Origin of the sequence: Actinomadura soli (assembly GCF_005889715.1) — a bacterium.
Classification (GTDB): domain Bacteria; phylum Actinomycetota; class Actinomycetes; order Streptosporangiales; family Streptosporangiaceae; genus Spirillospora; species Spirillospora soli.
In genome coordinates this window covers 1-24,007 of record NZ_VCKW01000011.1, presented here as the reverse complement: position 1 = coordinate 24,007, position 24,007 = coordinate 1, and the positions used below count along the sequence as shown (strand labels likewise).

At 73.8% G+C, this 24,007-nt stretch carries 22 protein-coding genes; 13 read left to right on the top strand and 9 right to left on the bottom strand.

The window, feature by feature from the left end; translation table 11 throughout:
* The first annotated feature begins 50 nt into the window (after window positions 1-50).
* The 3 genes from hisG (at window position 51) to ETD83_RS44200 (ending at window position 1,794) form a co-directional block, all read left to right on the top strand.
* Window positions 51-926 carry an ATP phosphoribosyltransferase gene (gene hisG, locus ETD83_RS03635; protein ID WP_138643600.1) on the top strand — a complete coding sequence of 292 codons (876 nt, stop codon included), beginning with the start codon at window positions 51-53 and terminating at the stop codon, window positions 924-926.
* Complete coding sequence (locus ETD83_RS03630) at window positions 919-1,365, top strand: PH domain-containing protein (RefSeq protein ID WP_230420652.1); 447 nt, start codon at window positions 919-921, stop codon at window positions 1,363-1,365. Before hisG ends, ETD83_RS03630 begins: the two co-directional genes overlap by 8 nt.
* A gap of 273 nt (window positions 1,366-1,638) precedes the next feature.
* The gene (locus ETD83_RS44200; protein ID WP_230420651.1) at window positions 1,639-1,794 is read left to right on the top strand and encodes a hypothetical protein; all 156 of its coding nucleotides are present in this window, start codon (window positions 1,639-1,641) and stop codon (window positions 1,792-1,794) included.
* A gap of 14 nt (window positions 1,795-1,808) precedes the next feature.
* Here the strand turns inward: ETD83_RS44200 and ETD83_RS03620 are convergent, their stop codons facing one another.
* Genes ETD83_RS03620 through ETD83_RS03610 form a run of 3 tightly spaced genes read right to left on the bottom strand, consistent with a single transcriptional unit; the run spans window position 1,809 to window position 5,136 of the window.
* A complete protein-coding gene (locus ETD83_RS03620; RefSeq protein ID WP_138643599.1) occupies window positions 1,809-2,447 on the bottom strand; it encodes a hypothetical protein in 639 nt (212 codons plus the stop codon).
* Between the two features lie 12 nt (window positions 2,448-2,459).
* Window positions 2,460-3,860 (bottom strand): selenium-binding family protein, encoded by a 1,401-nt coding sequence (locus tag ETD83_RS03615; protein WP_138643598.1) that lies wholly within the window; start codon window positions 3,858-3,860, stop codon window positions 2,460-2,462.
* Between the two features lie 10 nt (window positions 3,861-3,870).
* Complete coding sequence (locus ETD83_RS03610) at window positions 3,871-5,136, bottom strand: sulfite oxidase (protein WP_138643597.1); 1,266 nt, start codon at window positions 5,134-5,136, stop codon at window positions 3,871-3,873.
* Between the two features lie 134 nt (window positions 5,137-5,270).
* Here ETD83_RS03610 and ETD83_RS03605 point away from each other — a divergent pair, with 134 nt between their 5' ends.
* The 4 genes from ETD83_RS03605 to ETD83_RS03590 are packed head-to-tail and all read left to right on the top strand — an operon-like array spanning window position 5,271 to window position 9,020.
* The gene (locus tag ETD83_RS03605; RefSeq protein ID WP_138643596.1) at window positions 5,271-6,161 is read left to right on the top strand and encodes an AAA family ATPase; all 891 of its coding nucleotides are present in this window, start codon (window positions 5,271-5,273) and stop codon (window positions 6,159-6,161) included.
* Between the two features lie 2 nt (window positions 6,162-6,163).
* Entirely contained in the window at window positions 6,164-7,285 is a 1,122-nt protein-coding gene (locus ETD83_RS03600) for a vWA domain-containing protein (RefSeq protein WP_329602674.1), read from the top strand.
* On the top strand, window positions 7,278-8,402 hold the full coding sequence (locus tag ETD83_RS03595; protein WP_138643595.1) for an XdhC family protein: 1,125 nt from the start codon (window positions 7,278-7,280) through the stop codon (window positions 8,400-8,402). Before ETD83_RS03600 ends, ETD83_RS03595 begins: the two co-directional genes overlap by 8 nt.
* A gap of 18 nt (window positions 8,403-8,420) precedes the next feature.
* Window positions 8,421-9,020 (top strand): nucleotidyltransferase family protein, encoded by a 600-nt coding sequence (locus ETD83_RS03590; RefSeq protein ID WP_138643594.1) that lies wholly within the window; start codon window positions 8,421-8,423, stop codon window positions 9,018-9,020.
* A 24-nt stretch (window positions 9,021-9,044) separates the two neighbouring features.
* Here the strand turns inward: ETD83_RS03590 and ETD83_RS03585 are convergent, their stop codons facing one another.
* Genes ETD83_RS03585 through ETD83_RS03565 form a run of 5 tightly spaced genes read right to left on the bottom strand, consistent with a single transcriptional unit; the run spans window position 9,045 to window position 15,112 of the window.
* Window positions 9,045-10,262 carry a DUF6986 family protein gene (locus ETD83_RS03585; RefSeq protein WP_138643593.1) on the bottom strand — a complete coding sequence of 406 codons (1,218 nt, stop codon included), beginning with the start codon at window positions 10,260-10,262 and terminating at the stop codon, window positions 9,045-9,047.
* A gap of 46 nt (window positions 10,263-10,308) precedes the next feature.
* The gene (locus ETD83_RS03580; protein WP_138643592.1) at window positions 10,309-11,217 is read right to left on the bottom strand and encodes an aldose 1-epimerase family protein; all 909 of its coding nucleotides are present in this window, start codon (window positions 11,215-11,217) and stop codon (window positions 10,309-10,311) included.
* A gap of 28 nt (window positions 11,218-11,245) precedes the next feature.
* Entirely contained in the window at window positions 11,246-12,658 is a 1,413-nt protein-coding gene (locus tag ETD83_RS03575) for a YlbE family protein (protein ID WP_138643591.1), read from the bottom strand.
* Window positions 12,655-14,043, bottom strand: coding sequence for an FdrA family protein (locus ETD83_RS03570; protein ID WP_138643590.1), 1,389 nt, complete (start codon window positions 14,041-14,043; stop codon window positions 12,655-12,657). The genes ETD83_RS03575 and ETD83_RS03570 overlap by 4 nt, the downstream gene beginning before the upstream one ends.
* 49 nt (window positions 14,044-14,092) lie before the next feature.
* Entirely contained in the window at window positions 14,093-15,112 is a 1,020-nt protein-coding gene (locus ETD83_RS03565; RefSeq protein ID WP_230420650.1) for an oxamate carbamoyltransferase subunit AllH family protein, read from the bottom strand.
* Window positions 15,113-15,324: 212 nt separating this feature from the next.
* Here ETD83_RS03565 and ETD83_RS03560 point away from each other — a divergent pair, with 212 nt between their 5' ends.
* The 5 genes from ETD83_RS03560 to cutA all read left to right on the top strand — a co-directional run bounded on the left by ETD83_RS03560 (window position 15,325) and on the right by cutA (window position 22,419).
* Complete coding sequence (locus ETD83_RS03560) at window positions 15,325-17,091, top strand: PucR family transcriptional regulator (RefSeq protein ID WP_138643588.1); 1,767 nt, start codon at window positions 15,325-15,327, stop codon at window positions 17,089-17,091.
* A gap of 152 nt (window positions 17,092-17,243) precedes the next feature.
* Complete coding sequence (locus tag ETD83_RS03555; protein ID WP_138643587.1) at window positions 17,244-18,659, top strand: uracil-xanthine permease family protein; 1,416 nt, start codon at window positions 17,244-17,246, stop codon at window positions 18,657-18,659.
* Window positions 18,656-19,519, top strand: coding sequence for an FAD binding domain-containing protein (locus ETD83_RS03550; RefSeq protein ID WP_138643586.1), 864 nt, complete (start codon window positions 18,656-18,658; stop codon window positions 19,517-19,519). Before ETD83_RS03555 ends, ETD83_RS03550 begins: the two co-directional genes overlap by 4 nt.
* Complete coding sequence (locus tag ETD83_RS03545; RefSeq protein WP_138643585.1) at window positions 19,519-20,004, top strand: (2Fe-2S)-binding protein; 486 nt, start codon at window positions 19,519-19,521, stop codon at window positions 20,002-20,004. The genes ETD83_RS03550 and ETD83_RS03545 overlap by 1 nt, the downstream gene beginning before the upstream one ends.
* Complete coding sequence (cutA, locus tag ETD83_RS03540) at window positions 20,005-22,419, top strand: aerobic carbon-monoxide dehydrogenase large subunit (protein WP_138643584.1); 2,415 nt, start codon at window positions 20,005-20,007, stop codon at window positions 22,417-22,419.
* 114 nt (window positions 22,420-22,533) lie between these two features.
* On the opposite strand, the gene ETD83_RS03535 is transcribed toward cutA, so the two are convergent.
* On the bottom strand, window positions 22,534-23,355 hold the full coding sequence (locus ETD83_RS03535; RefSeq protein WP_230420655.1) for a polysaccharide deacetylase family protein: 822 nt from the start codon (window positions 23,353-23,355) through the stop codon (window positions 22,534-22,536).
* A gap of 229 nt (window positions 23,356-23,584) precedes the next feature.
* Here ETD83_RS03535 and ETD83_RS03530 point away from each other — a divergent pair.
* A partial coding sequence (locus ETD83_RS03530; protein ID WP_138643582.1) for an SRPBCC family protein occupies window positions 23,585-24,007 on the top strand: 423 nt, incomplete at its 3' end.

Genomic DNA, 24,007 nt, shown 5'->3' with positions numbered 1-24,007 from the left:
CTCTTGATCGTCCGGGTTTCTCACTCCCGTCCCATTGAAAGGCTTATTCCGTGCTGTCACTCGTCCTGCCCAAGGGGTCGCTGGAGAAGGCGACCATGCTGCTGTTCGACGCCGCCGACCTCACCGTCCAGCGCACGTCGGACCGCGACTACCGCGCGTCCATCGACGACCCGCGGATCGAGCGCGTCCGGGTCCTGCGGCCGCAGGAGATCCCGACCTACCTCGAACAGGGCCTGTTCGACCTCGGCATCACCGGCCGCGACTGGATCACCGAGACCGACTCCGACGTGGTCAGCCTCGGCGAGCTGAAGTACTCCAAGGCGACGTCCAACCCGGTCCGCGTGATCATGGCGGTGCCGGACGGGGCGCCCTGGCAGAAGGTGTCCGACCTGCCGGAGGGCGTCCGGATCTCCACCGAGTTCCCGGCGATGACGCGGCGGTTCCTGGAGAAGCACGGCGTCAAGGCGACGGTCGTCCCGTCATACGGCGCGACCGAGGCGAAGGTGCCCGACATCGTGGACGCGATCGTCGACCTCACCGAGACCGGCTCGTCACTGCGCAAGAACGGCCTGCGCATCCTCGACACGCTCCTGACCAGCTACACGGAGCTGGTCGCCAACCGCGACGCCTACGAGGACGCGGAGAAGCGCGCCGCGATGGAGGACATCTCCCTGCTCCTGCAGGGCGCGATCCGCGCGCGTGGCAACGTCCTGCTGAAGCTGAACGTCGCGCAGGCCGACCTGCAGAACGTCCTGGACATCATGCCGTCGATGTCGTCGCCGACGGTCACCTCCCTCGCGGGCGGGGAGTCGAACGCGGTGGAGTCGGTGGTCGCCAAGCGCGGCGTGAACACGCTGATCCCGGCGCTCAAGGCCGCCGGCGCCCACGACATCCTCGAAATCCCCATCTCGAAGATCGTTGACTGAGCCTCCGGCGCTCCCGACCGTGTGGCGTCCCCGCACCACCCGGATCGTCGCCTACCTCACGGCGGGCGTGATCATGCTCGGCCTGATCGCGCTCGCCGTGGTGGTGGCGCCCCAGTTCAAGACGTTCGACCGCGTCCTGATCATCGGGTTCGGCGCCTTCATGGCGTGGATCCTGCACATGCTGGCCCGCTGCCGGGTGGCGGCCGACGAGTCGGGCCTCACGGTCGTCAACGCGTTCCGCACCCGCCGCCTCGAATGGCCCGAGGTCGTGGACGTCTCCATGACCGTGGGCGACCCCTGGCCCACCCTCGACCTGGCGGACGGCACGTCCATCAGCGCGATGGGCATCAACGGCGCCGAGAAGGCCCTCGCCGCCCGCCAGCTCGCCGAACTCCAATCCCTCCTCCACACCCGAGGCGAAGCCCCCGACCCCCGCTGACCGTCTCTCGTCCTAGGCTATTGCTAGGAACAGGAGGGCGCTCGTGTGCGAGAGTGTGTGCATGACTGCTCAAAGTGTCGAGGCAATTACGGAAAGTGCCTACTTGGACGGCGAGCCGCTGCCAGACTGGGTGATCCCCCCGCCGGGTGGATTCACCGCCGACGTTTTCCTGCGTATGGACGATCTGCTGCCCCGGCATACCGAGTTGATCGACGGGATCGTGAGATAAAGCCACGCCGCTACAGGGCCGCGGGTATCAAGCATTTCTGGCGCGTGGAGAGGGACGAAGACAGGACGGTCGTCTACGTCTACGAGTTCGACCCCGCGAGCACCTCTTACGTTCTGACGGGCACCCATCATGACCACCTCAAGGTGATGGCGCCATTCGACATCCAGATCGACCTGACGGTCATCGGCGAGCGCCGCTAGGCCAAGGACGTTCGCTAGAAGGCGGTCAGGAGGGTCAGGGTGCCGGCGGTGATGAGGGCGGCGGCCCAGAGGCGGTCGAGGTTGAACCAGGCGCGGCGCAGGACGGTCAGGCCGACGATCTCGTAGACGACGAGGGCGATCGCGCCCGCGACGGCGAACATCGACAGGGTGTGCACGGCGGTGACGAACACGCCCGTCGAGACCGCGCTGCCGGACGACGCCGCCAGCCCGTGGTCGTGGCCCGCCGGGGCCGTCCCGGACGAGGTCAGCACCGGCAGCAGCATCAGCCCCGCGCCGTGCGCCGACGACATCAGGAACGACCACCCGGCGAGTTGCGGCAAGGAAATCCGCATGCCGACCCAGCGGAAATGGCGCCGCGACAGCAGCCGCCACAGGCCGAAGCCGACCAGGACGGCGCCGCCGCCGATCGCGAGCGCCTGCGTCGCGACGACCGAGCGGGTGAGGGCGATGAGGATCGCGACCGCCCCGACGGACGCGGCGTGGCCCGCGGCGATGGCCGGGAGCGACTGCAGCACGAGGGAGCGGCTGCGCTCCTGAAAGCCGCGGGCCACGGCGAACAGCCAGCCCATGGCGGGGTTGACGCCATGGAAGGCGCCGAGGGCCACGAGCGCGGCGAGGGATCCGTCGGTCACGGGGTCACGGGCTCACGGGTAGCAGTAGGAATCGGAGGACGCGTCGCCGCCCTGGAGGCGCGTCTGGTGCGGGCGGAGCCCGCGGAACGCGTCGCCGTGCGGGAAGAAGCGCTCGTCGAAGGTGAAGGTGTCGGGGGTCGAGTCGAGTTTGGCCATCCAGGCGCCCACGCCGTCGGGGAAGAACTGGTCGTCCCAGGAGCCGTAGAGGGAGTTGGTGATGTAGACGCGTTTCCCGTCGCGGCTGATCTCCACCATTTGCGGGCCGCCGGCCAGGGGCTGGTCAGGGGCGGTGGGGTGGGGTGCGCGGTTGACGATGCCGCCGATGCGCACCGAGCCCGCTTCGACCGGGTTGAACGGGTCGCTGACGTTGTAGCGCTTCAGTTCGCCGGTGCCCCAGCACGACACGTACAGCCATTGGTCGTCGACGGACAGGTCTATGTCGGTGACGAGCGGCGGCACCGCGCCGAAGGGCTGGATGACCGGGGGAAGGGACGAGGCGTCCGCGGGCTCCGCGGGAATGGTGATGACCTTCTGCGCCGCCCAGGAGTCGCCGTCGCGGTGCCAGAGCCAGACCGACGCCGACAGGTCCTCGACGTTGACGACCACTCCCGCGAACCCGTACAGCTTGGTCGGGTCGTGCGCGGGACGCAGTTCCAGGACCATCTGGTGCTCGTCGCCGAGGTCCACGGTCTGGACGTGCTTGCGCTTGCGCAGGTCGAAGAAGTTCAGCGAGTGCCCGTACTTGCGGCCGAGGAGGAGTTCGGCGACGACGCCGTCCTCCACCATGGACGGCGTGCCCCACTCGGACGTGACGAGCACGTCGTGCGCGATGTGCCACCAGGCGTCGTAGGCGAAGTACTGCGGGCCGCGGTCGACCTCCCAGCGTCCGAGAACGTCGAAGGAGGCGTGGTCGAGGAGGGCGATGCCGCCGGGGCCGTCCTCGCCGTTCGCGCCGCCGAGCGCCGTCAGGTACAGGCCCTCGGGCCCGCAGTGGACGGTGTGCGGACGGGAATACCCGGCGCGCTTGGCCAGCTCGTCCGGCTCAAGGACCTTGACGATCTTCGGCGCGGCCGGGTCGTCCTTGGTGTCGATGACGTACACCCGCGACGACCGCAGCCCGGGGACGATCAGGTAGCGGCGTTCGACGTGCGGGTGCGGCGACCCGGGGCACAGGGCGCTGCTGCACGCGTTCCACCCGAAATGGTGCAGCTCGTCGCCGAGGAACGGCAGGTCGGTCCAGCCGACGACGGAGCCGTAGGAGGCGGAGTCCGGGTCGACGTCCAGCACGGCGATCGCGTCCGGTTTCTCGGCGGCCCGGTCGAACGCGGCCACGTAGGCGAGCTTCTCGGCGGGCGCGGACGCGGCGTCGCGCGGCGAGGCGTAGAAGGTCGGGTCTGGCGTCCACAAAGCCATGATCGTCCTTTCAGATGACGGTGACCGGGTGCCGCACGACGGCGCCGAAGAGGTAGCCGAGCCTGTTGAAGGGGACGGTCGCGGGCTGCGTCGCGCCGGTCTCGTCGGTCGCGCGGGCGAGCAGCTCGTACGGTCCGGGGCGGCTGGGCTGCCAGCCGAACTCCCAGCGCGCCCATCCGCGCGGGTCCGGGTGGCGGTCGCGGAGGCGCGCGGGCCGCCAGGTCGCGCCGCCGTCCGCGCTGACCTCGACCCGCAGGATCCGGCCGCCGCCCGACCAGGACCGGCCGCGCAGGGCGAGCGGCCGCGCCGCGGGCAGCTCCGCCTCCCAGGGCAGCTCGAACGCGGACTTGACGTTCATCCTGGTCAGCGGGGCGGACCCGTCCGGCGGGTAGGCGGGGCCGAAGAGCCGGTAGAAGCGGGTGTTCCAGGGCGAGAACAGCGGCTCGTCCGCCACCTGGATGTCGCCGAGCCACTTGACGGACGCGATGCCGACCCAGGACGGCACGACCAGGCGGACCGGATGGCCGTGGTCGGCCGGCAGGGGCGCCCCGTTCATTCGGTAGGCGAGCAGGACGTCCTTCATCGCCTTCGCGACGGGAAGGGGACGCCGCACGCGGCCGAGGTTCTCGCCCTTGTCCACGTAGTCAGCGTCCAGTCCGCGCGGCATGATGTCCACGGCCTCGCGGGTTATACCTGCGCGCCTCAGCACCGTCGACAGCCGGACCCCGTGCCACCGCGCCACGCCCACCGCCCCCAGCTTCCACGGGGTGCCCGAAGCCTCCTGCCCCTGCTGGGACGCGAAGAAGCCGCGCCCGTTGCCCGTGCACTCGATGGACGCCGTGAGGGTCTCGGAGGGCAGGTCGAGGAGGTCTTCGTAGGTGAGCTCGACGGGACTGTCCTCGGTGGGGCGGCCGCGCAGGCCGGTGCCCCACAGCTTGAGGCTCCATGTGCGCGCGTCGATGAGAGGCGTGGCGGTGTGGTTGCGGACGAAGAACCGGTCGGCGGGCGTCAGGTAGCCCTGCCGGCGCATGGCCTCCCAGCGCATCTCGGCGTTGGTGCCGTGCGAGATGAACAGCTCTGGCGGAAGCGGCTTGACGATCCCGCCGGCGGCGGCCGCCGCCGGCGGGCCGAGCGCGGTGAGCAGGCCGCCGCCGAGCCCGGCGCTCAGTCCCGCGCCGGCCGAGAGGCGCAGCAGCGCGCGCCTGGACGGGGAGCGGAGGCGTTCGTAGGTCGCTTCGTCGGTCAGGTCGAGGTCGTCCCGGTCACCGGATCGCATGGCTTCGATGCTGCTCAGCACCCGAAGGAAAGTCAACTTTCCATACTTGCTTACTTGGATAAATGCGCGGATGTCCCGGTATGCACGCCGCCGCTTCGGCTGAGTAGCCTGAGAGCCGTGGGGAGACGGCGGCGATGACCCTGGACCAGGTCGGATCGCCCGCGGAGCTCGCGGGCCTGCTCGACAGGCACGCCTACCTGTGCGACGACGGGCTCGCGACCGCGTGCTTCCTCGCGCTGCGCATGGGGCGGCCGCTGTTCCTGGAGGGCGAGGCCGGCGTCGGCAAGACCGAGCTGGCCAAGACGCTCGCGCGGGGGCTCGGCGCGCCGCTGATCCGGCTGCAGTGCTACGAGGGCCTGGACGCGTCCCAGGCCCTCTACGACTGGGACTTCCCCCGCCAGCTCCTGCACCTGCGCGCCGCCGAGGCCGCGGGCGTCGGCGACGTGGCGCGGCTGGAGGGCGAGCTGTACGACCGGCGGTTCCTGCTGGCCAGGCCGCTGCTCCAGGCGCTGGAGCTGTCGCCCTGCGTCCTGCTCGTGGACGAATTGGACCGTGCCGACGACGAGTTCGAGGCGTTCCTCCTGGAGGTCCTCAGCGACTTCACCATCACGGTCCCGGAGCTGGGCACGATCAGGGCGGAGCGCCCGCCGGTCGTCGTGGTCACCTCCAACCGCACCCGCGAGGTCCACGACGCGCTGAAGCGGCGCTGCCTGTACCACTGGCTGGAGCACCCGTCTTTCGACCGCGAGGTCGCGATCATCAGGCGGCGGCTCCCGGGCGCGGCGGAGCGGCTCGCCGGGCAGGTCGCGCGGGCCGCGCAGCGGATGCGCGAGACCGGCCTGCTGAAGCCGCCGGGCGTGGCGGAGACCCTCGACTGGACGGAGGCGCTCGTCGCGCTCGGCGTCCGCGACCTGGATCCGGGCGCCGCGGCCGTGACGCTCGGCGCCGTCCTCAAGTACCGCGAGGACCAGCAGCGCGTGCTCGGCGGCCTGGAGGCCCTGCTCAACGGCGGTCCCAAGGGGTGAGCGTGGGGCGCGACGTCACCGAGACGATGGTCGGGTTCGCCAGGACGCTGCGCGCGGCGGGCGGCGCCGCCGATCCCGAGCGGGTGCAGGCGATGCTGGCGGCGCTCGACCATCTCGACGTGCTCGACCCGTCCGACGTGTACTGGGCGGGACGCCTCACGCTGTGCGCCGACCCCGACGACCTCGCCCGCTACGACCGGTGCTTCGCCGCGTACTTCTCCGGCGCGACCGCCCGGCCGGGGCGCAGGCCGCCGCCCGTGGTCGTCCGCCGGACGACGATGCCCGACCCGGGCGCGGGGGACGGCGGCGAGCGCAGCGAGGGGCTGAAGGCGGCCACCGCCAGCGCCGTCGAGGTGCTCCGCGACCGGGACGTGGCGCGGCTGACCGACGCCGAGCGCGCCGAGGTCGCCCGCCTCATCGCGGTGCTGGACGCGGGCGCGGAGCGGCGCAGGTCGCGCAGGTTCGCGCCCGCGCCGACCGGACGGCTCGACCCCGCGCGGACCGTCCGGGAGACGCTGCGGCGCGGCGGCGAGACGTCCCTGCTGAAGCGCCGGACGCACCGCACCCGCCCCCGCCGCCTCGTCCTGATCGTCGACGTCAGCGGCTCGATGAGCCCCTACGCCGATGCCCTGCTCCGGTTCGCGCACGCCGCCACCCGCTCCGGCGGGCGCGGCGTGGAGGTGTTCAGCGCAGGGACGCGGCTGACCCGCCTCACCCGCGAGCTGCGGCACCGCGACGCGGACACGGCGATGGCGGCGGCGTCCGCGGCGATCCCGGACTGGAGCGGCGGCACCCGGCTCGGCGAGGAGCTGAAGGAGTTCCTCGACCGGTTCGGCCAGCGCGGCGTGGCCCGCGGCGCGGTCGTGGTGATCGCCTCGGACGGCTGGGAGCGCGGCGACGCCGCCCTGCTCGGCGAGCAGATGGCGCGGCTGCGCCGGCTGGCGCACCGGGTGGTGTGGGCGAACCCGCACAAGGCGCGTCCCGGGTACGAGCCGCTGACGGCGGGGATGGCGGCCGCGCTGCCGCACGTCGACGACTTCACGTCCGGGCACAGCCTCGCGGCGCTGGAAGGGCTGGCCCGCCTCATCGCCGGGGGCCCAGGGAAAGGGAGCGCACATGCGTGACGTGCTGGACGACATCGCCCGCTGGTACGCGTCCGGGGAGACGTTCGGGCTCGCGACCGTCGTGAACACCTTCCGCAGCGCGCCGCGCCCGCCGGGCGCCGCGATGGCGGTGTCGGCCGGCGGCGAGGTGGCGGGCAGCGTGTCCGGCGGCTGCGTCGAGGGCGCCGTCTATGACCTGGCGCAGTCGGTGATGGAGAGCGGCGAGCCCGTCGTCCAGCGGTACGGGGTGAGCGACGACGACGCGTTCGCGGTCGGCCTGACCTGCGGCGGGATCCTGGACGTGCTGGTCGAGCCGGTCGGCCCGGCGACGTTCCCGGAGTTCGCCGGCGTGGCCGCGTCCATCGCGGCGCGCGAGCCGGTCGCCGTCGCCACCGTCGTCGCCGGGCCCGGGAGGATCGGTGCCCGCCGCGTGATCTGGGCCGATCGCGCCTCCGGGTCGCTCGCGCCGGACGCCCCGCACGCCGCCCGCCTCGACGCCGCCGTCGACGACGACGCGCGCGGCATGCTCGCCCAGGGCCTCACCGGCCAGCGCCACTACGGCCGCGAGGGGGAGCGGCGGCTGGACGAGCTGACCGTCTTCGTCCACTCGTTCGCGCCGCCGCCGCGCCTGCTGGTGTTCGGCGCGATCGACTTCGCCGCCGCCGTGGCCCGGATCGGGAAGTTCCTCGGCTACCACGTGACCGTGTGCGACGCGCGGCCCGTGTTCGCGACGCCCAAGCGGTTCCCGGACGCGGACGAGGTCGTGGTGAAGTGGCCGCACAAGTACCTGCAGGAGACGGGCGGCGCCGTCGACGGGAGGACGGCGATCTGCGTCCTCACCCACGACCCCAAGTTCGACGTGCCGCTGCTGGAGGTGGCGCTGCGCACGGACGCCGGCTACATCGGCGCGATGGGGTCGCGCCGCACCCACGACGACCGGCTCGCCCGCCTCCGGGATGCGGGCCTGTCCGACGCCGAGCTGGGGCGGCTGCGCTCGCCGATCGGGCTGGACCTCGGCGCCCGCACGCCGGAGGAGACCGCGGTGTCGATCGCGGCGGAGCTCGTCCAGCTCCGTTGGGGCGGCTCGGGACGCCCGCTCACCGACACCACCGGCAGGATCCACGCCGACGCGCCCTGACCGCACTACCCTCGCGGGATGACTCTGCACGGTGCGGAACCGCCGGCGGGCCTGCTGCTCGCGGCCGGGGAGGGAAGCCGGCTCGGACGGCCCAAGGCGACGCTCGAACTCGACGGCGAACGGCTCGTCGACCGCGGCGTCCGGATGCTGCGGGACGCGGGCTGCTCACCCGCCGTCGTCGTGGTGGGGGCGGAGCCGGTCGAGGTCATCGGCGCGGTCGTCGTCCCGAACCCGCAATGGCGGGACGGCATGGGCTCGTCGCTGCGCGCCGGGCTCGCCGCGCTGCCGCCCGCCTGCCCCGCCGCCGTCGTCGCCCTCGTCGACCAGCCGCTGATCACCGCGGCCGCGGTCGGACGGCTGATCGCCGCGTACGAGGAGGGCGCCGAGATCGCCGTCGCGACCTACGGGGGAGAGCGGCGCAATCCCGTCCTGCTGCGCGCGGCGCACTTCGACGCGGTGGCCGAGGCGGCGGTCGGCGACACGGGCGCGCGCGGCTTCCTGCGCGCACACCCCGAGCTGGTCACGCCCGTCCCGTGCGACGATGTCGCCGCGCCCGACGACATCGACACACCCGACGACCTGACCGCGCTCAGGCGCCGCGGCCACGAGCCCGGGTGACGGCGCGCTCGTAGGCGAGCAGGGTCAGGACGCGGGGAGGACGCTCTCGTCCAGGGCGCCGCAGTCGACGGCGCGGCGGAGCCGGGACGTGAGCGCCTTGATGGTGGCGGGCTCGTCCAGCACGCCGGACGCCTCGCTCGACGCCTGCTCGTGCCACGCCCTGACCCGTCCGATGACGTCGTCGACGCCGCTCAGATGGAACGCGTACACGGCCGCGTACCGGCTCGGCAGGTGCGCGGGATGCAGGTCCCAGCCCTGGTAGAAGCCGTGCCGCAGCGAATGCCTGACGTGCGCCGCGTGCGTCGCCCAGGCCGCGTTGACCTCGTCGGGGCCGTCGTTGCGCGGGATGACGTTGGTGGAGCCGTCCGACAGCCGCACGCCGGTGCCCGCGAACGACACCTGCATGACGTGCCGGGCGAAGTCGCAGGCGGGATGGTCGAGGCGCTGCTCGTGCGGCGGCAGCCCCAGCGCGGCCGTGTAGTCGTAGACGCCGAAGTGCGCGGCGGTGAGGCGGCCCGCGGCGGCGTCCGCGATGGCGCGCAGCCCGGTGCGGCCGTCGCCGTCCAGGATCGCGTCGGGCGTCTCGACCTGCACCTCGAACCGCAGGATGCCGGACGGCAGCCCGAGCGCGGTCTCCAGCCGGTCCAGCCACTCGGCGAACAGGGCGACGTGCTCGGCCGCGACCACCTTCGGGAACGTGATCGTGAACCCACCGGGCAGCCGGCCGAGCCGGTCGCGCAGCGCGGTGAGGAACCCGTCGAGCGTCCGCATCGAGCGCTCGTGCCCGCCGTCGGCGAACGACTTGACCCGCACGCCCCAGTAGTGGGGGAGGCCCTTGACCTGGTACGCGGCGGCGACGGCCTCGACCACCTGCTCGACGTGGCCGTCCTCTTCGGCGTCGGAGCGCACGCCGTAGCCGTCCTCGAAGTCGATCCGCACGTCCTCGACCGGCTCGGCGGACAGCTTCGCCGCGACCCGCTCGCGGACCAGCCCGGCGATCTCCGGATCGAGCCCGAACGCCGCGCCGAACGACCCGGCGCCCGGCGTGTGGGTGTTCAGCAGCCGCAGCGCCTCGGCGCCGAAGTCGGCGGGGGTCGAGCGGGAGAACCGGTCGGCCGGCACGTACACCGTGTGCACCGGCTGCCGGCCGTCGGCGCCGCCGGGCCGGCGCTCGCCGTGCTCGTCGCGGACGGCGGCGATGCGATCGGACAGGTCGTCGTACGAGGAGACGCTGAGATTCACTCCGATATGATCCCTCACCCCGCGCCTCCTAGGGAACCGGGGCGCCTCAGCTCGCCGCCTGGATTCCCCACGTGCCGGTGAACTCCTCGCCCGGTTCGAGATGCCGCAGGCCCTCGCCGGACGCGAACGCGTTCGGCGGGCACGTCATCGGCTCGACGCCGAGCCCTTCGCGGGGGTTCGGGGTGTTGTCGGCGGTGTAGATCTCCATCCAGGGGTGCGCCTCGTCCGCCCAGAGCCGCACCGTGTGGGCGGCACCGGCGAGGGTCACCCAGGCGCGGCCGTCGCCGTCGTGGTTCAGGTCGGTGAACGCGTTGTCGATCAGCCGGTCGCTGAGGAGCGGGCCCTTGCGCAGGTCGTACTGCGTGCCGGTGACGTCGAGGGACGGCCCGGACGGGATCTTCCGGTCGTCCACCGGGAGGTAGCGGTCTGCGCCGAGCGTGACCGCGCAGGAGTCGATCGGCTCCCCGGCCGTGAGGTACGGGTGCGTGCCGTGGCCGTACGGGGCCGTCGCCGTGCCCGCGTTCCGCGCGGTGACCCGGACGCACAGGCCGTCCACCGCGTCCAGGGAGTACTCGGCCTCCAGGTCGAGGCGGAACGGGTAGCCGGCCGTGCCGAGGAGCCGGTGCGTCAGCCGCACCCGGTCGGGCCGCTGATCGGCGGCCCGCCACGGCGCCCACCGGACGAGCCCGTGGATCGCGCAGTCCCGCTCCGGCTCGGACACGTCGAGCTGGTGCGCCGCGCCGCCGTAGGAGTAGCGGCCCCGGTCGACGCGGTTCGGCCACGGGATCAGCAGCTGCCCGAACGCGGCGGGCGCCGGCTCGTCGGCGCCGTACGGCAGGATCAGCGGCCGACCCTCGCGCGTCAGCTCGCGCAGGCCCGCGCCCGCCTCGGTGACGACGGCCTGGTACGGGCCCGCGCGCAACGCGTACTGCTCCCCGGTGATCAGCTCGCTCATGGCCGGACGGTACCCCTGTACGCAGGCGTTACGCGGTCTCCGCGAGGGCGTGCAGGGCGTCGGTGAAGATGCCGGGGGGCGGTTCGACGAGCCCGGCGCCGACCTGGCCCGTCCCGGCCTCGCGGCCCGCGATGCCGGTGTCGATGACCGGCAGGATCCCGGTGCGGACGACGCGGGTGACGTCCACGCCGACGGGGGTGCCGCGGAACGACAGCAGCGGGATCTGCAGCGCCGGATGCTCGGCCAGGGTGATCTCGTACATCCGCTGGGTCGCGGCGATCGCGTCCGGGACCTCGCCGCCGACGAACCGGACGATCGCGGGCGCGGCGGCGAGCGCGAACCCGCCCATCCCGGCCGTCTCGGTGATCGCCGAGTCGCCGATGTCGGGGTTGGCGTCGTCCGGGCCGTAGTCGCCCAGGTAGAGGCCGTCGGGGACGCCGGCGGGCCCGGTGAACCAGCGGTCGCCCGTCCCCGACACCTGGATGCCGAAGTCGGTGCCGTTGCGGGCCATCGCCACGACCAGGCTGGACCCGGGAACGTTCCGCGCCGCGTCCGCGCACGCCTTCGCCGCCGCCATCCCCGCGTTCAGGAAGAAGTGGTCGTTGCCCGCCGCGAACCGCAGCGCCTCGGCGGCCCGGTCGCGCGGGACGTCCTCCGCGGCGAGCAGGCCGGGCGCCAGCTCGCGCAGCAGCAGCGACGTCGCCGCCCGGTTCCGGTTGTGCAGCTCGTCGCCCATCTGCAGCGCCTGCGCGATCACCGACATCAGGTCGAGCGGCCCGTGGCGGCGGACGGCCGCCTGCAGCGCGGGCCCGAGGACCTCGCCCATCCAGACCAGCCGGTCGATCACCTCAGGCCCGTACGCCCCGTACCGCAGCACCTTCCCGAGGCCCTCGTTGAGCGAGCAGTAGGCGGTGCCGCCGTGCTCGGCGTCCTCCACGACCAGCATCCACATGGACGGGCTGACGACCCCCGCCATCGGCCCGACCGTGGCGTGGTGGTGGCACGGTTCCAGCGCCGCCGCGCCGCGCTCCAGCGCGTGCTCGGCGCCGAGCGGCGTCTCCGCGAGCCCTTCGAGGAGCATCGCGCCGATGAGCGCGCCGCGCATCGGGCCGGACGCGCGCTCCCACTCCAGCGGCGGGCCCGCGTGCAGGAACGTCGCCTTGTCCAGGCCGAGGACCTCGCGGGCGGGGCGCACGTCCACCAGGTGCGGACGGGACGAGACCATGCGCTGCACTGCGCGCGCGTTGGCGTCCGCGTGGCCCGGGTCGCCGAGCACCGCCGCGAGCGCGTGCTCCGTCCCTGGGGGCGGCGGCCGCCAGTCGACCCTCTCCACCGGGACGGCCTGGTCCGCGAGCGCGTCCGCGAGGACCTCCACGCCCGCCGCGACCGTCCTGGGGTCGCGGGCGAGGAGCCCGCCGAGCGGGTGCCGCTGCTCGGTCATGTGGTCGTCCCTTCCGCCGGCGCGCCCTCGATCATCGACAGAGCGTGCCGGGCCGCCTGCGCGTTGGAGGCGAACACGTCCGCGCCCGCCCCGCACAGCGCCGCCGCCTGCCGGTCGCGGTCCTGCGGGTCGGCGGGCGTCCCGCACAGCGACACGACGACGCCCAGGTCGGGACGGGCCCGCACCGCGTCCGCGATCACCGGGGCGAGGGACGCGGCCGGATCGGGCTCCGCGCCGTGGCCGAGCACCACGTCCAGCAGCAGGACGCCGCAGCCGGCGTCGTCCGCCTCCGCCCGGACGGCCTCCAGCCGCAGCGCCGGGTCGATCATCGGGTGGGCGCGGCCCCGGGTGTAGGCGTCGTCGCCGAAGTCGGTGAACCGGTGGCCGCCGCCCGCGCCCGCGCCCCGCGCCGCCAGGTCCCAGCCGAGCGCGTCCCGCGCGATCGCCTTCCAGCGGGGCCACTCGGGGACCGGACGGCGGAGCGCCTTCAGCGTCTTCTCCGCCGCCGCCGTCAGGTCGTCCTCGCCCGCCGCCGGCAGCGCGAACACGACCGGGGTGTCCAGCCGCCGCGCCGCCTCCCGGATCAGGTCCGCGACCCGCGGCGCGGGCGGCTTGGACACCAGCACGATCAGCTCGGTGCCGGGGTCGGCGTCGAGCGCCGCCAGCGCCGCCAGCGCCGACCGCCCGCTGACCTCGGGCGACAGGTCCCGCCCGCCGACGCCGAGGACGTGGCCGACGCCGACGCCCGCCTCGTCCAGCAGGCACATCAGCTGCTGCGCGCCCGTCCCGGACGCCGCGACGATGCCGACCGGGCCCGGCCGGACGGCGTTGGCGAACCCGAGCCCCGCGCCGCCGATGACCGCCGTCCCGCAGTCGGGCCCCATCACGATCAGCCCGCGGCGGGCGGCGGCCTCCTTCAGGAGGATCTCCTGGGCGAGCGGCACGTTGTCGCTGAAGATCATGACGTTGAGGCCGGCGTCCAGCGCGTCCATCGCCTCGGGGAACACGTGCGGCCCCGGCACCGACAGGAGCGCGACCGTCGCGTCCGCGCGGGCGGCGGCGGACGCGGTCGTCCGGGGCGGCGCCATCGCGCCCGGCGCCACCGCCGCGGCGGGGCGGGACGCCTCGCGGAGCAGCCCGTCCAGGGCGCCGCGCGCCTCGTCGAGCGCCTTGCCGTCCGCCCGGACGGCCACCACCAGGTCATCGGGCCTCGCGTCCGGCGGGACCGCGAAGCCCATCCGCTCCAGCATCTCGCGGTTCAGCCCGGTGCCCATCGCCACCATCGCGGCGGCCACGTCCGGCCGTTCCGACAGCGACCGGCTGATCCGCATCAGCGTGACCGAGTCGTGGTAGCTCCCCCTGCGCACCTCGACCCAATCGCTCATGCCGGCCTCCGGTGGGGGGCGGCCCCACACACCCCCCGGTTCGCTCCGCTCATGCGGTGACCCTCGAAGCGCTGCGGACGGCCGTGAGGGCGAGGGCGGCGCGACAGCCCGCGAGGACGCCGTGGGCGAGGTCGGCGCCGGAGGTGTGGCCCACCGCCAGGAGGCGCCGGACGGCCTGGCCGGTCGCCGTCGCGTCCGCCGGCTCGTGGCCCGCGACGCAGCGCAGCACCGCGGCGACGTCGGCGCCCGCGCCGCCCGCCGCCGCGCAGTGCAGCAGCGTCGCGGCCAGCGCGGTCGTCCGGGTGCCGGCGTCGGCGGTGACCGCCGCGCCGAGCCAGTCCGCGAGGAAGACTCCGTCAGGAGCGGAGCGGCCCGGGGAGTGCGGGGGGCCGGCCCCCCGCAGGAGGGGCGCACGGCCGGTCCGGAGCGCGTCGCCGACGCAGCGCAGCGACACCAGCAGGCCGCACAGGATGTCGTCGCCGCTCGGGGTGAGGCCGGGGCCGAGCCCCACGATCCGCTCCGCCGCCTCCACCGCGCCCGCGAGGTCGCCCGCGGCGCAGTACTCGGCGAGCGCGGCCGGGTCCGGATGGTCGCCGAGGCCGCCGCCCGCCGTCCGGGCGCCGGTCAGCATCCCGGCGTCGGCCAGCTCGGCCTCCAGGGTCCGGACGCCGTACGCGAGCGCGGACGGCTGCACCGGCGCGAGCACGGGCGACGGGTCCCACCAGCGGCGGACCCGCACGTGCAGCGGACCCGTCTCCACCCGTCCGTCGCCGACCCACGCCTCGGCGCCCTCCCGGATCGACCGGAACGGCTGCTCCCGGCGGGCCGCGACGACGACCACCGCGTTCGGCAGCCGGTGCGCGTCGGAGGTGACGACCGCGAGGACCCGCGGCTCGGGACCGCCCCGCATCTCCAGGTACAGCGCCGCCGGGAACACGGCGATGACCCGCGCCGCGCGGCGCGGCGGGTCGAGCAGCGGCCGCAGCGCCAGGCTCGCGGCCCCGGCGGCGGGCGGCCGCCGGCCGGGCCGGGCCGGAAGCGGGATCGGGTCGCGGACGAGTGCGGTCACGGAACCTCCCGAGGCCGGCGTCGGTCGCCGTCCTGACGGTGGACGGCCCGGCCTCTGCCGAGACGGTAGAACGGGCCCCGCAGCGGACGTATGGAGAAAGCTGCCAAGGATGCTTGTCATCGTTCGTCTTAGTTGTCAGTGTTGATCAGGAAGCGGTAGCGATCACGCCGTAATGGGCGATGTACGCACCAAAAGGCGAGGTGACCCCTGGCATGAGTTACACCACAGCGGACCCGGGCCCACCGGCTCTGAGGCTCGCGAGCACCGGCACACTGACCTACGGCCTGTCGGTCGGCGAGGTCCTCGGCGTCAGCACCCTCAACGGCGCCCGCCTCATCGCCGGCCGGGCCGGTCTCGAGCGCATCGTCCAGCGTCTCAACGTGATGGAGGTCCCCGACATCCTGTCGTGGGTGAAGCCGAACGAGCTCCTCCTGACCACCGGCTACCCCCTGCGCAACACTCCCCAGTCGCTCGACAACCTGGTCTCCGACCTGGACGAGCGCGGACTCGCGGCCCTCGCCATCAAGCTGGGCCGCTACCTGGACTCGCTCCCCGCCGAGATGATCGCGCAGGCCGACCGCCGCGGCTTCCCCCTGATCCTGCTCCCCAACGACGTCGGCTTCGACGACATCCTGAACCAGGTCCTGACCGACATCCTGAACCGGCAGGCGTCCGTCCTCGCCCGCACCGAGGAGGTGCACCGCGCGCTCGTGCAGATCGTGCTGTGCGGCGGCGGCCTCCAGGAGGTCGTCGACGAGGTCGCGACGCTGCTGGACGTCGCCGTCGTCGTCGTGGACGGCGAGCAGCGCGTCCTCGCCGGCGCCGGTCCGGACGAGCACGTCCAGGCCATGCGGGCGTTCGACGCGGGCCGGCACGCGGCCTGCGGGCGCGGCGGCTGCGGCATCATCGGCGCGCACGGCACCGGCGACCACCTGGTCGTGCCCGTGATGGCGGGCGGCTTCGACCACGGCCGGATCATCGCGTTCAGCCCCGGCGGCACGCTGCGCGGCACCGACCTCGGCATCCTCGAGCGCGCCGCGACCGTCGCCGCGCTGGTGGTGACCAAGCAGCAGGCCGTCGCCGCCGTCGAGAGCAAGTACCGCGCCGACTTCCTCCGCGACATCCTCGCGGGGCGCGCGGGCGACGACGACCGGGTCATCGCGCACTGCGCCGGGTTCGGCTGGGACCTCGACCGTCCGGTGATGGTGGTCGTCGCCGAGCTCGACGGCCGCCCGCGCGGCACCCCGCCCGCCCCCGAGACGGACGGGAAGGCCCGCGGCAAGGGCGCCGAGCCCGAGGGCGGCACGCGCGGCGGGCGCGGCGCCGAAGAGCGCTCCGCGCAGGAGCGGCTCGCCGCCGCGTGGACGACGGCCGTCCGGCGGCACGACCGCGGCGCCGCCGTCGCGAGCTTCGCGCACGAGGTCGTCGCGGTCATCGGCGCGGACGGCGGCGACCCCGCCGAGCTGACCGCCGGGCCCGTCCAGGCGATGCTCAAGGAGGCGTCGTCGATCTTCGCCGAGCATCTGCCGGTGCGGCGGACGTTCTCCACCGGCATCAGCCGGACGGTGACGTCCCCGGCCGCGCTGCCCGAGGCGTACGAGCAGGCCGTCAAGGCCGTGCGGGTCGGGCGGCAGCTGAACGGCGCGGGCGCGCGGGCGCACTTCGACCAGCTCGGCGTGTACCGGCTGCTGAGCCTCGTGTCCGACCCCGAGGAGCTGCACGCGTTCGTCCGCGAGACGCTCGGCGACCTGGCCACCGACGACGAGCCTGAGCTGGTCGACCTGCGCCGCACCCTGCAGGTGCTGCTGGAGACCAACCTCAACGTCGCCGAGACCGCCCGCCGCCTCCACTTCCACTACAACACGCTGCGCTACCGCATCGGGAAACTGGAGCGGATGCTCGGAGCCTTCACGGAGGACGCCCATCTGCGCCTCAACCTCACCCTCGCCCTTCACGTACTGCGCATGCGCGGAATCTGAGGGTAATCGACGGTAGCGCGACCGCCCCGGTGATCTTCCGGTGACGCGCCGAGCCGGCGGGCGGGCTTTGGCAGATGTCGCCGATGCCCGCCGACCGGGGTAGATCTACCGTGCCCGCATGAACGCGGACGGTTGAGCAGGAGGGGCCTTCCATGGTGTTCGGCTGGAAGCTGCACGGGGACGGGCGCACCCCGCCGCCCGGCGAGGTCGTCAGACCGGACGAGCGGCTGTCGTGGCCGCGCACGGCCGGCATCGGCGCCCAGCACGTCGTGGCGATGTTCGGGGCGACGTTCGTGTTCCCCGTCGTGATGGGCCTGGACCCCAACCTGGCGATCATGATGTCGGGGGTCGCGACGGTCCTGTTCCTGCTGATCGTGGGCGGCCGGGTGCCGAGCTACCTCGGCACCAGCGCGTCGTTCGTCGGCGCGGTCGCCGCGATCCGCGCGGCGGGCGGCGACAGCGCGACGGTGACCGGCGCGATCCTCGTCGCGGGCGCCGTCCTGACGGTGATCGGCCTGCTGATCCACTTCGTCGGCGGCGACGTCATCCACCGGGTGTTCCCGCCGGTCGTGACCGGCGCCGTCGTGATGCTGATCGGGTTCAACCTGGCGCCGGTGGTCGCCACCGTCTACTGGCCGCAGGACCAGTGGGTCGCGCTGGCGACGCTGGGCTTCGCGGTGTTCTGCGCGGTGCTGCTGCGCGGGTTCTGGGCGCGGATCGCGGTGCTGCTGGCGCTGGTGTTCGGGTTCCTCCTGTCGTGGCTTCTCGACAACACCGCCGGGAAGGTCACGTCGGTTCTCCCCGGCCAGAACCTCCTGGACGCGTCGGGCAAGCCGTGCACGGCCGAGGGCACCTACTGCGTCGCGACCGCGTTCCCGCACGACCGGATCGACTTCACCAGCGTGGAGGCGGCCGACTGGTTCGGGTTCCCGAGCCTGCACGGCCCGGACTTCAAGACCTCGGCGATCCTGCTGGCGCTACCGGCGGTCATCGCGCTGATCGCGGAGAACACCGGGCACGTCAAGGCCGTCGCCGCGATGACCCGCGACGACCTCGACCCCGTCCTCGGCCGGGCCATCGCCGCCGACGGCGTCGGCACCGCGCTCGCCTCCGCGGTCGGCGGCTCCCCGACCACCACCTACGCCGAGAACATCGGCGTCATGGCCGCCACCCGGATCTACTCGACCGCCGCCTACTACGTCGCCGCGGCCGTCGCGATCCTGTTCGGGCTGTGCCCCAAGTTCGGCGCGCTGGTCGCCGCGACGCCCGGCGGCGTCCTCGGCGGCATCACCGTCGTGCTGTACGGGATGATCGGGCTGCTCGGCGCGAAGATCTGGATCGAGAGCCGGGTGGACTTCGCCGATCCGGTGAACCTCGTCCCGGTCGCGGCGGGCATCATCCTCGCGATCGGGAACGTGACACTGGACATCACCGACGACTTCCCGCTGCAGGGCATCGCGCTCGGGACGATCGCCGTGCTGGTCGGCTACCACGTCCTGAACGCCGTCCGCGGGCCGAGCGGCCAGGGCGGCGGCGTCATCGCGCCCACCGACCGGGCGGCGGGATGAAACCCCCGCCGTTCGGCTACCGCGCCCCGGCCACCGTCACCGAGGCGCTGGACGCGCTGGCCGCGGAGCCGTCCGGCAAGGTCCTCGCGGGCGGGCAGAGCCTCATCCCGCTGCTGAACATGCGGCTCGCCGCGCCGGCGGAGCTGGTCGACATCAACCGCGTCGCCGAACTCGACACCCTGCACGTGAGGGACGAGGGCGTCCGGGCCGGCGCGCTCGCCCGGCTCGCGCGGGTGGAGCGCTCCGCGGAGGCCGCGGCCGTCCAGCCGCTGCTCGGGCAGGCGCTCCGGCACGTCGCGCATCCCGTCATCCGCAACCGGGGGACGGTCGTCGGGAGCCTCGCGCACGCCGACCCGGCCGCCGAGCTGCCCGCCGTGCTGGCCGTCCTCGGCGGGACGGTCGAGGCGGCGTCGGCGCGTGGGCGCCGCACCATCCGGGCCGCCGAGTTCTTCCGCGGGCCGATGGAGCCCGCGCTGGAGCCCGGCGAGCTGGCCGTCTCCGCGTTCTTCCCGGCCTCGCCGCCCCGCACCGGCACCGCGTTCACCGAGACGGCGCGGCGGCACGGCGACTACGCGCTCGCGGGCGTCGCCGCCGTCGTCACCCTCGACGAGGACCTGCGCGTCTCCGCGGCCCGCGCCGGGTACCTCGGGATCGCCGCGACGCCGCTCGTCCTCGACCTGACCGGCGCCGCCGGGCCGCACGGCGACTGGCGGGCCGCGGCGGCGCACGTCCGCGAGCGGATCGACCCGGAGACCGACATCCATGCGGGCGCCGGCTACCGGCGGCACCTGACCGGCGTGCTCACCGAGCGCGCGTTCAAGTCCGCGGCGGCCGAGGCGCTGCGCAGGGCGGGGGAGTGATGGAGGAGAGCTTCGAGGTCGGGCTGACCGTGAACGGGACGCACCGCACCGCCAGCGTCCCGGCGCGCCGCCTGCTGTCGGACCTGCTCCGGCACGACCTCGGGCTCACCGGCACGCACGTCGGCTGCGAGCACGGCGTCTGCGGCTGCTGCACCGTCCTGCTGGACGGGGACCCGGTGCGGTCGTGCCTGATGTTCGCCGTCACCGCCGCCGGCCACGAGGTCACCACCGTCGAGGGCCTCGCGGACGAGGACGGGACGCCGTCGCCCGTGCAGCGCGCCTTCCGCGAATGCCACGGCCTGCAGTGCGGCTTCTGCACGCCCGGGTTCCTCTGCACGGTGACGGCGCTGCTGCGCGAGACGCCCCGCCCGACCGAGGACCAGGTCCTTGAGGGCATCTCCGGGAACCTGTGCCGCTGCACCGGCTACCAGAACATCGTCAAATCGGTGCACCGCGCCGCCGACATTCTGGCTGAGGAGTCGTAGATGGGGACGCGGATATTCGGCGAGCCGGTCGAGCGCCGCGAGGACGCGCGGCTCCTCACCGGCCGCGGCCGCTACCTCGACGACCTGGGCCGGGACGCGCTGGCGGCGGCGTTCGTCCGCTCGCCGCACGCGCACGCCAGGATCGCCGACATCGACGTGTCCGGGGCCCTGGACGTCGACGGCCTCGTCGCCGTCTACACCTGGGAGGACCTTCCCGGCCGGGTCGGGGAGCCGCTGCCGCTCCTCATCCCGCACCCCGCGCTGACCCATGGCCGCACCGGGTATCCGCTGGCGCGCGACGTCGTCCGGCATGTGGGCGAGCCCATCGCGATGGTCGTCGCCCGCGACCGGTACCTGGCCGAGGACGCCGCCGAACGCATCCGCGTCGAGTACGAGCCGCTCCCGCCGGTCGTCGGCATCGAGGCGGCGACCCGGGCGGAGCACCTCGTCCACGACGACGTGCCCGGCAACGTCGGGGCGGTGCTCGTCCAGGAGACCGGGGACGCCGCCGCCGCGATCGACGCCGCCCCGCACGTGCTGGAGTTCAGCCTCGCGATCGAGCGCAGCGCGTCGATGCCGCTGGAGGGACGCGGCGTCTACGCGCGGTGGGACGCCGACGACGGGTCGCTGCGCGTGTACTCGTCCACGCAGGCGTCCACGAGCGTGCGCGCCGCGATCGCCGCGCGGCTCGGGCTGCCGAACGGCAAGGTCGAGGTCGTCGCCCCGGACGTCGGCGGCGGGTTCGGTGTCAAGATCGTCCACCCGTGGCCGGAGGAGGTCCTCGTCCCGTGGGCGGCGCGGCTGCTGGACCGCGAGCTCAAATGGACCGAGGACCGCCGCGAGCACTTCGTGTCCGCCGCGCACGAGCGCGGGCAGCTCCAGGACGTCCGCGTCGGGTTCGACGACGCGGGCCGCGTCCTCGGCCTGGACGTGACGATCCGGCACGACCACGGCGCCTACACCCCGTACGGGATCATCATCCCGATCGTCACGTCCACGCAGCTCCTCGGCCCGTACAAGATCGGCGCCTACCGGGCGGAGGTGACGAGCCTCTACACCAACACGCTGATCGTCACCCCCTACCGGGGCGCGGGCCGCCCGCAGGGCGTGTTCTGCATGGAGCGGACCATGGACCGCGTCGCCCGCCACCTCGGCCTCGACCGCGCCGACGTCCGCGCCGCGAACCTCATCCAGCCGGACGAGTTCCCCTACGACCAGGGCCTCATCTTCCAGGACGGCCGCCCGCTGATCTACGACTCGGGCGACTACCCGGAGCTGCTCCGCAAGGCGCGGGAGCTGATCGGCTGGGACGGCTTCGACGCCGAGCGCGCCGCCGCCGCGGGCCGGGGCCGCCGCCTCGGCATCGGCCTCGGCGTCTACGTCGAGGGGACGGGCGTCGGCCCGTACGAGGGCGGCCACGTCGAGATCGACACGGCCGGGCGGGTGCACGTCTCGACCGGGCTGACATCGCAGGGCCAGGGCCACGAGACCGTGTTCGCGCAGATCGCCGCGTCGGAGCTGGGCGTCCCGATCGGCGACGTGCACGTCACGACGGGCGACACCCGCCGGTTCGGGTACGCGGTCGGGACGTTCGCGTCCCGCGCTGCCGTGATGAGCGGCAACGCGATCGCGCTGGCCTGCCGGAAGGTCCGCGGCAAGGCGCTGCGGATCGCGGGCGAGGCGCTGGAGGCCGACCCGCGCGACCTGGAGATCACGGGCGGGGTCGTGCACGTCAGGGGCGACCCGTCGGCGTGCGTGCCGCTGCGGACGGTCGCGGTGCTGTCGAATCCGCTGCGGTACGCGTTCGACGAGGAGGCCGCGGCGGCGACGCAGTTCGCGGCCGCCCGGCCCGTCACCGAGCCGCCCGTCGCGGCCGGGGACGAGCCGGGCCTGGAGGGGCGCGACTACTACTCGCCCGTCCGGTCCACGTTCGCCGCCGGGGCGCACGCCGCGATCGTGGAGGTCGACCCGGACACGGCGGAGATCGCGATCCTGCGGTACGCGGTCGTCCACGACTGCGGGCGGCTCATCAACCCGATGGTGGTGGAGGGGCAGATCCACGGCGGCGTCGCGCAGGGCATCGGCGGCGCGCTGTACGAGCGGATGGTGTACGACGAGTCGGGCCAGCTGCTGAACGCCTCGTTCATGGACTTCCTCATGCCGTACGCGACGGAGATCCCGCGGATCGAGACCGGCCATCTGGAGACGCCGTCGCCGCTGAACCCGCTGGGCATCAAGGGCGCGGGGGAGGCGGGCGTCATCCCGGTGTCGGCGGTGATCGCCTCGGCGGTGGAGGACGCGGAGGGCGTCCGCGTGGACGCGATGCCGCTCTCCCCGGACGGCCTCTACGAGCTGCGCGAACGGGCGGCGCACGACCCGTCGTTGCGCGTCCGGGAAGGCGCCAGGAGTTTGTAGTGCTGGCGGGGTCGGCTCGGGTGCGGGGGACCTCAACCCCGCCAGCGTGTTGACCCTAGTGAACGAGGGTGCGGGCTCTCGGCGTAACCGGGATTCCTCCGGGAAGGTCGGCTTTCACCCGCCCGCGGGGGCGGGCTTGTCGGGGGCGTTGCCGCCGAGCGACTTCGGCAGGTAGTTCTGGACGGCGGCGGGCCGGAACCCGGCCTGCTGGATCCAGCCGAGGATCGTCAGGAGGTCCTTGGCGAGCCCCTTGCGGTAGTGCATGAGGACGATGTCGCCGGGCTTGAACCCCTTGCCGCCGTCGCCGCGCGCGAAGCCGTTGAACCCGACGCCCGGCCCGGTGGTGCCGTTGTAGAACTCCGCCGACCACAGCAGCACCGACTTGACGCCGCACTGCCCGGCGACCTGCCGGGTGGTCTCGTTGAAGCTCCCGAACGGCGGGCGGAAGATCTCCGGACGGCGGCCGTACTGCTTCTGGATCTCGTCGGACGCGCCGCAGATCTGCTTCTTCTGCGCCTCGGCGGGGAGCGTCGCCATGTTGGGGTGGCTGATGGTGTGGTTCTCCATGCGCGATCCGGCGTTGCGCATGGCCCAGAAGTACTGTCCCTGGCCCTTGATGTAGGTGGAGGTCAGGAACGTCATGATGGGAACCTTCCGCGTGCGGACGAGGTTCACGAACTCGGAGTCGTACTCGTAGCCGTCGTCGATGGTGAGGAAGACGACGCGCTCCTGCGTCTCGATGCGGCTGACGACCGGGGGCAGCCCGTCCTGGGACGGCTGCGGCGGCGTCCAGGAGCCGGGCTTCGGCGTCGCCCACTTCTGGTCGCCGAGGACGGCGGCGAGCTGCGTCCGCATCGACGGCCCCGAGTCGCCGGCCTGCGCGGTCAGGACGGGCCAGCCGCCCGCGGCCACACCGACCACGCCTGCGGCAACCATGGTGATCACGGGCGTCGTACCTCGCATCGGCCGCGTACTCCGTTCGGTCTTCGGGGGTTTCCGCATCGGTTGACGCGCCGGTGGCGAGGGGAGTTCGCACCCCGGCGGAACCTGCCGGACATATCTGACCATTTCCCACGTTCGCGCGGGCGCATCTGCCCAATCCTCGGCGTGTACTCGGCAGATGTTGCCGTTCGGCCCGGCGGCGCCATTCCCTAAAGTCGGGTCCATGCAGCTCAACGGCAGTGCCACCGTCGCCGCGCCGCTCGCCCGCGTGTGGGACGCGCTCCAGGATCCGGCGGTCCTGGCGAGGACGATCCCCGGATGCCGGTCCCTGGAGGAGACGGGCCCGGACACCTACCGCATGACCGTCACGGCGGGCGTCGCCTCGATCCAGGGCACCTACGTGGGGCGGGTCGAGCTCGCCGAGCCCGACCCGCCGCGCTCGTTCGTCCTGCGGGCGCGCGGCCAGGGGGCGCCGGGCACGGTGGACGCGACCGTCCGCGTCCGGCTCACCGACGGCGACGGCTCGACCCGGATCGACTACGACGCGGACGCGGTCGTCGGCGGGATGGTCGGCGGCGTCGGCCAGCGGATGCTGGGCAGCGTCGCCAGGCGCACGGCGGGCGAGTTCTTCGCCGCGGTCGAACGC

Excerpts from the sequence above, each read along its gene's own strand:
- ETD83_RS03545 (WP_138643585.1), top strand. The coding sequence starts at position 19,519 with ATGGAGGAGAGCTTCGAGGTCGGGCTGACCGTGAACGGGACGCACCGC.
- ETD83_RS03615 (WP_138643598.1), bottom strand. The coding sequence starts at position 3,860 with ATGGCTTTGTGGACGCCAGACCCGACCTTCTACGCCTCGCCGCGCGAC.
- ETD83_RS03595 (WP_138643595.1), top strand. The coding sequence starts at position 7,278 with ATGCGTGACGTGCTGGACGACATCGCCCGCTGGTACGCGTCCGGGGAG.
- ETD83_RS03605 (WP_138643596.1), top strand. The coding sequence starts at position 5,271 with ATGACCCTGGACCAGGTCGGATCGCCCGCGGAGCTCGCGGGCCTGCTC.
- ETD83_RS03555 (WP_138643587.1), top strand. The coding sequence starts at position 17,244 with ATGGTGTTCGGCTGGAAGCTGCACGGGGACGGGCGCACCCCGCCGCCC.
- ETD83_RS03560 (WP_138643588.1), top strand. The coding sequence starts at position 15,325 with ATGAGTTACACCACAGCGGACCCGGGCCCACCGGCTCTGAGGCTCGCG.
- ETD83_RS03610 (WP_138643597.1), bottom strand. The coding sequence starts at position 5,136 with ATGCGATCCGGTGACCGGGACGACCTCGACCTGACCGACGAAGCGACC.
- ETD83_RS03535 (WP_230420655.1), bottom strand. The coding sequence starts at position 23,355 with ATGGTTGCCGCAGGCGTGGTCGGTGTGGCCGCGGGCGGCTGGCCCGTC.
- ETD83_RS03570 (WP_138643590.1), bottom strand. The coding sequence starts at position 14,043 with ATGAGCGATTGGGTCGAGGTGCGCAGGGGGAGCTACCACGACTCGGTC.
- ETD83_RS03590 (WP_138643594.1), top strand. The coding sequence starts at position 8,421 with ATGACTCTGCACGGTGCGGAACCGCCGGCGGGCCTGCTGCTCGCGGCC.
- ETD83_RS03550 (WP_138643586.1), top strand. The coding sequence starts at position 18,656 with ATGAAACCCCCGCCGTTCGGCTACCGCGCCCCGGCCACCGTCACCGAG.
- ETD83_RS03575 (WP_138643591.1), bottom strand. The coding sequence starts at position 12,658 with ATGACCGAGCAGCGGCACCCGCTCGGCGGGCTCCTCGCCCGCGACCCC.
- ETD83_RS03580 (WP_138643592.1), bottom strand. The coding sequence starts at position 11,217 with ATGAGCGAGCTGATCACCGGGGAGCAGTACGCGTTGCGCGCGGGCCCG.
- cutA (WP_138643584.1), top strand. The coding sequence starts at position 20,005 with ATGGGGACGCGGATATTCGGCGAGCCGGTCGAGCGCCGCGAGGACGCG.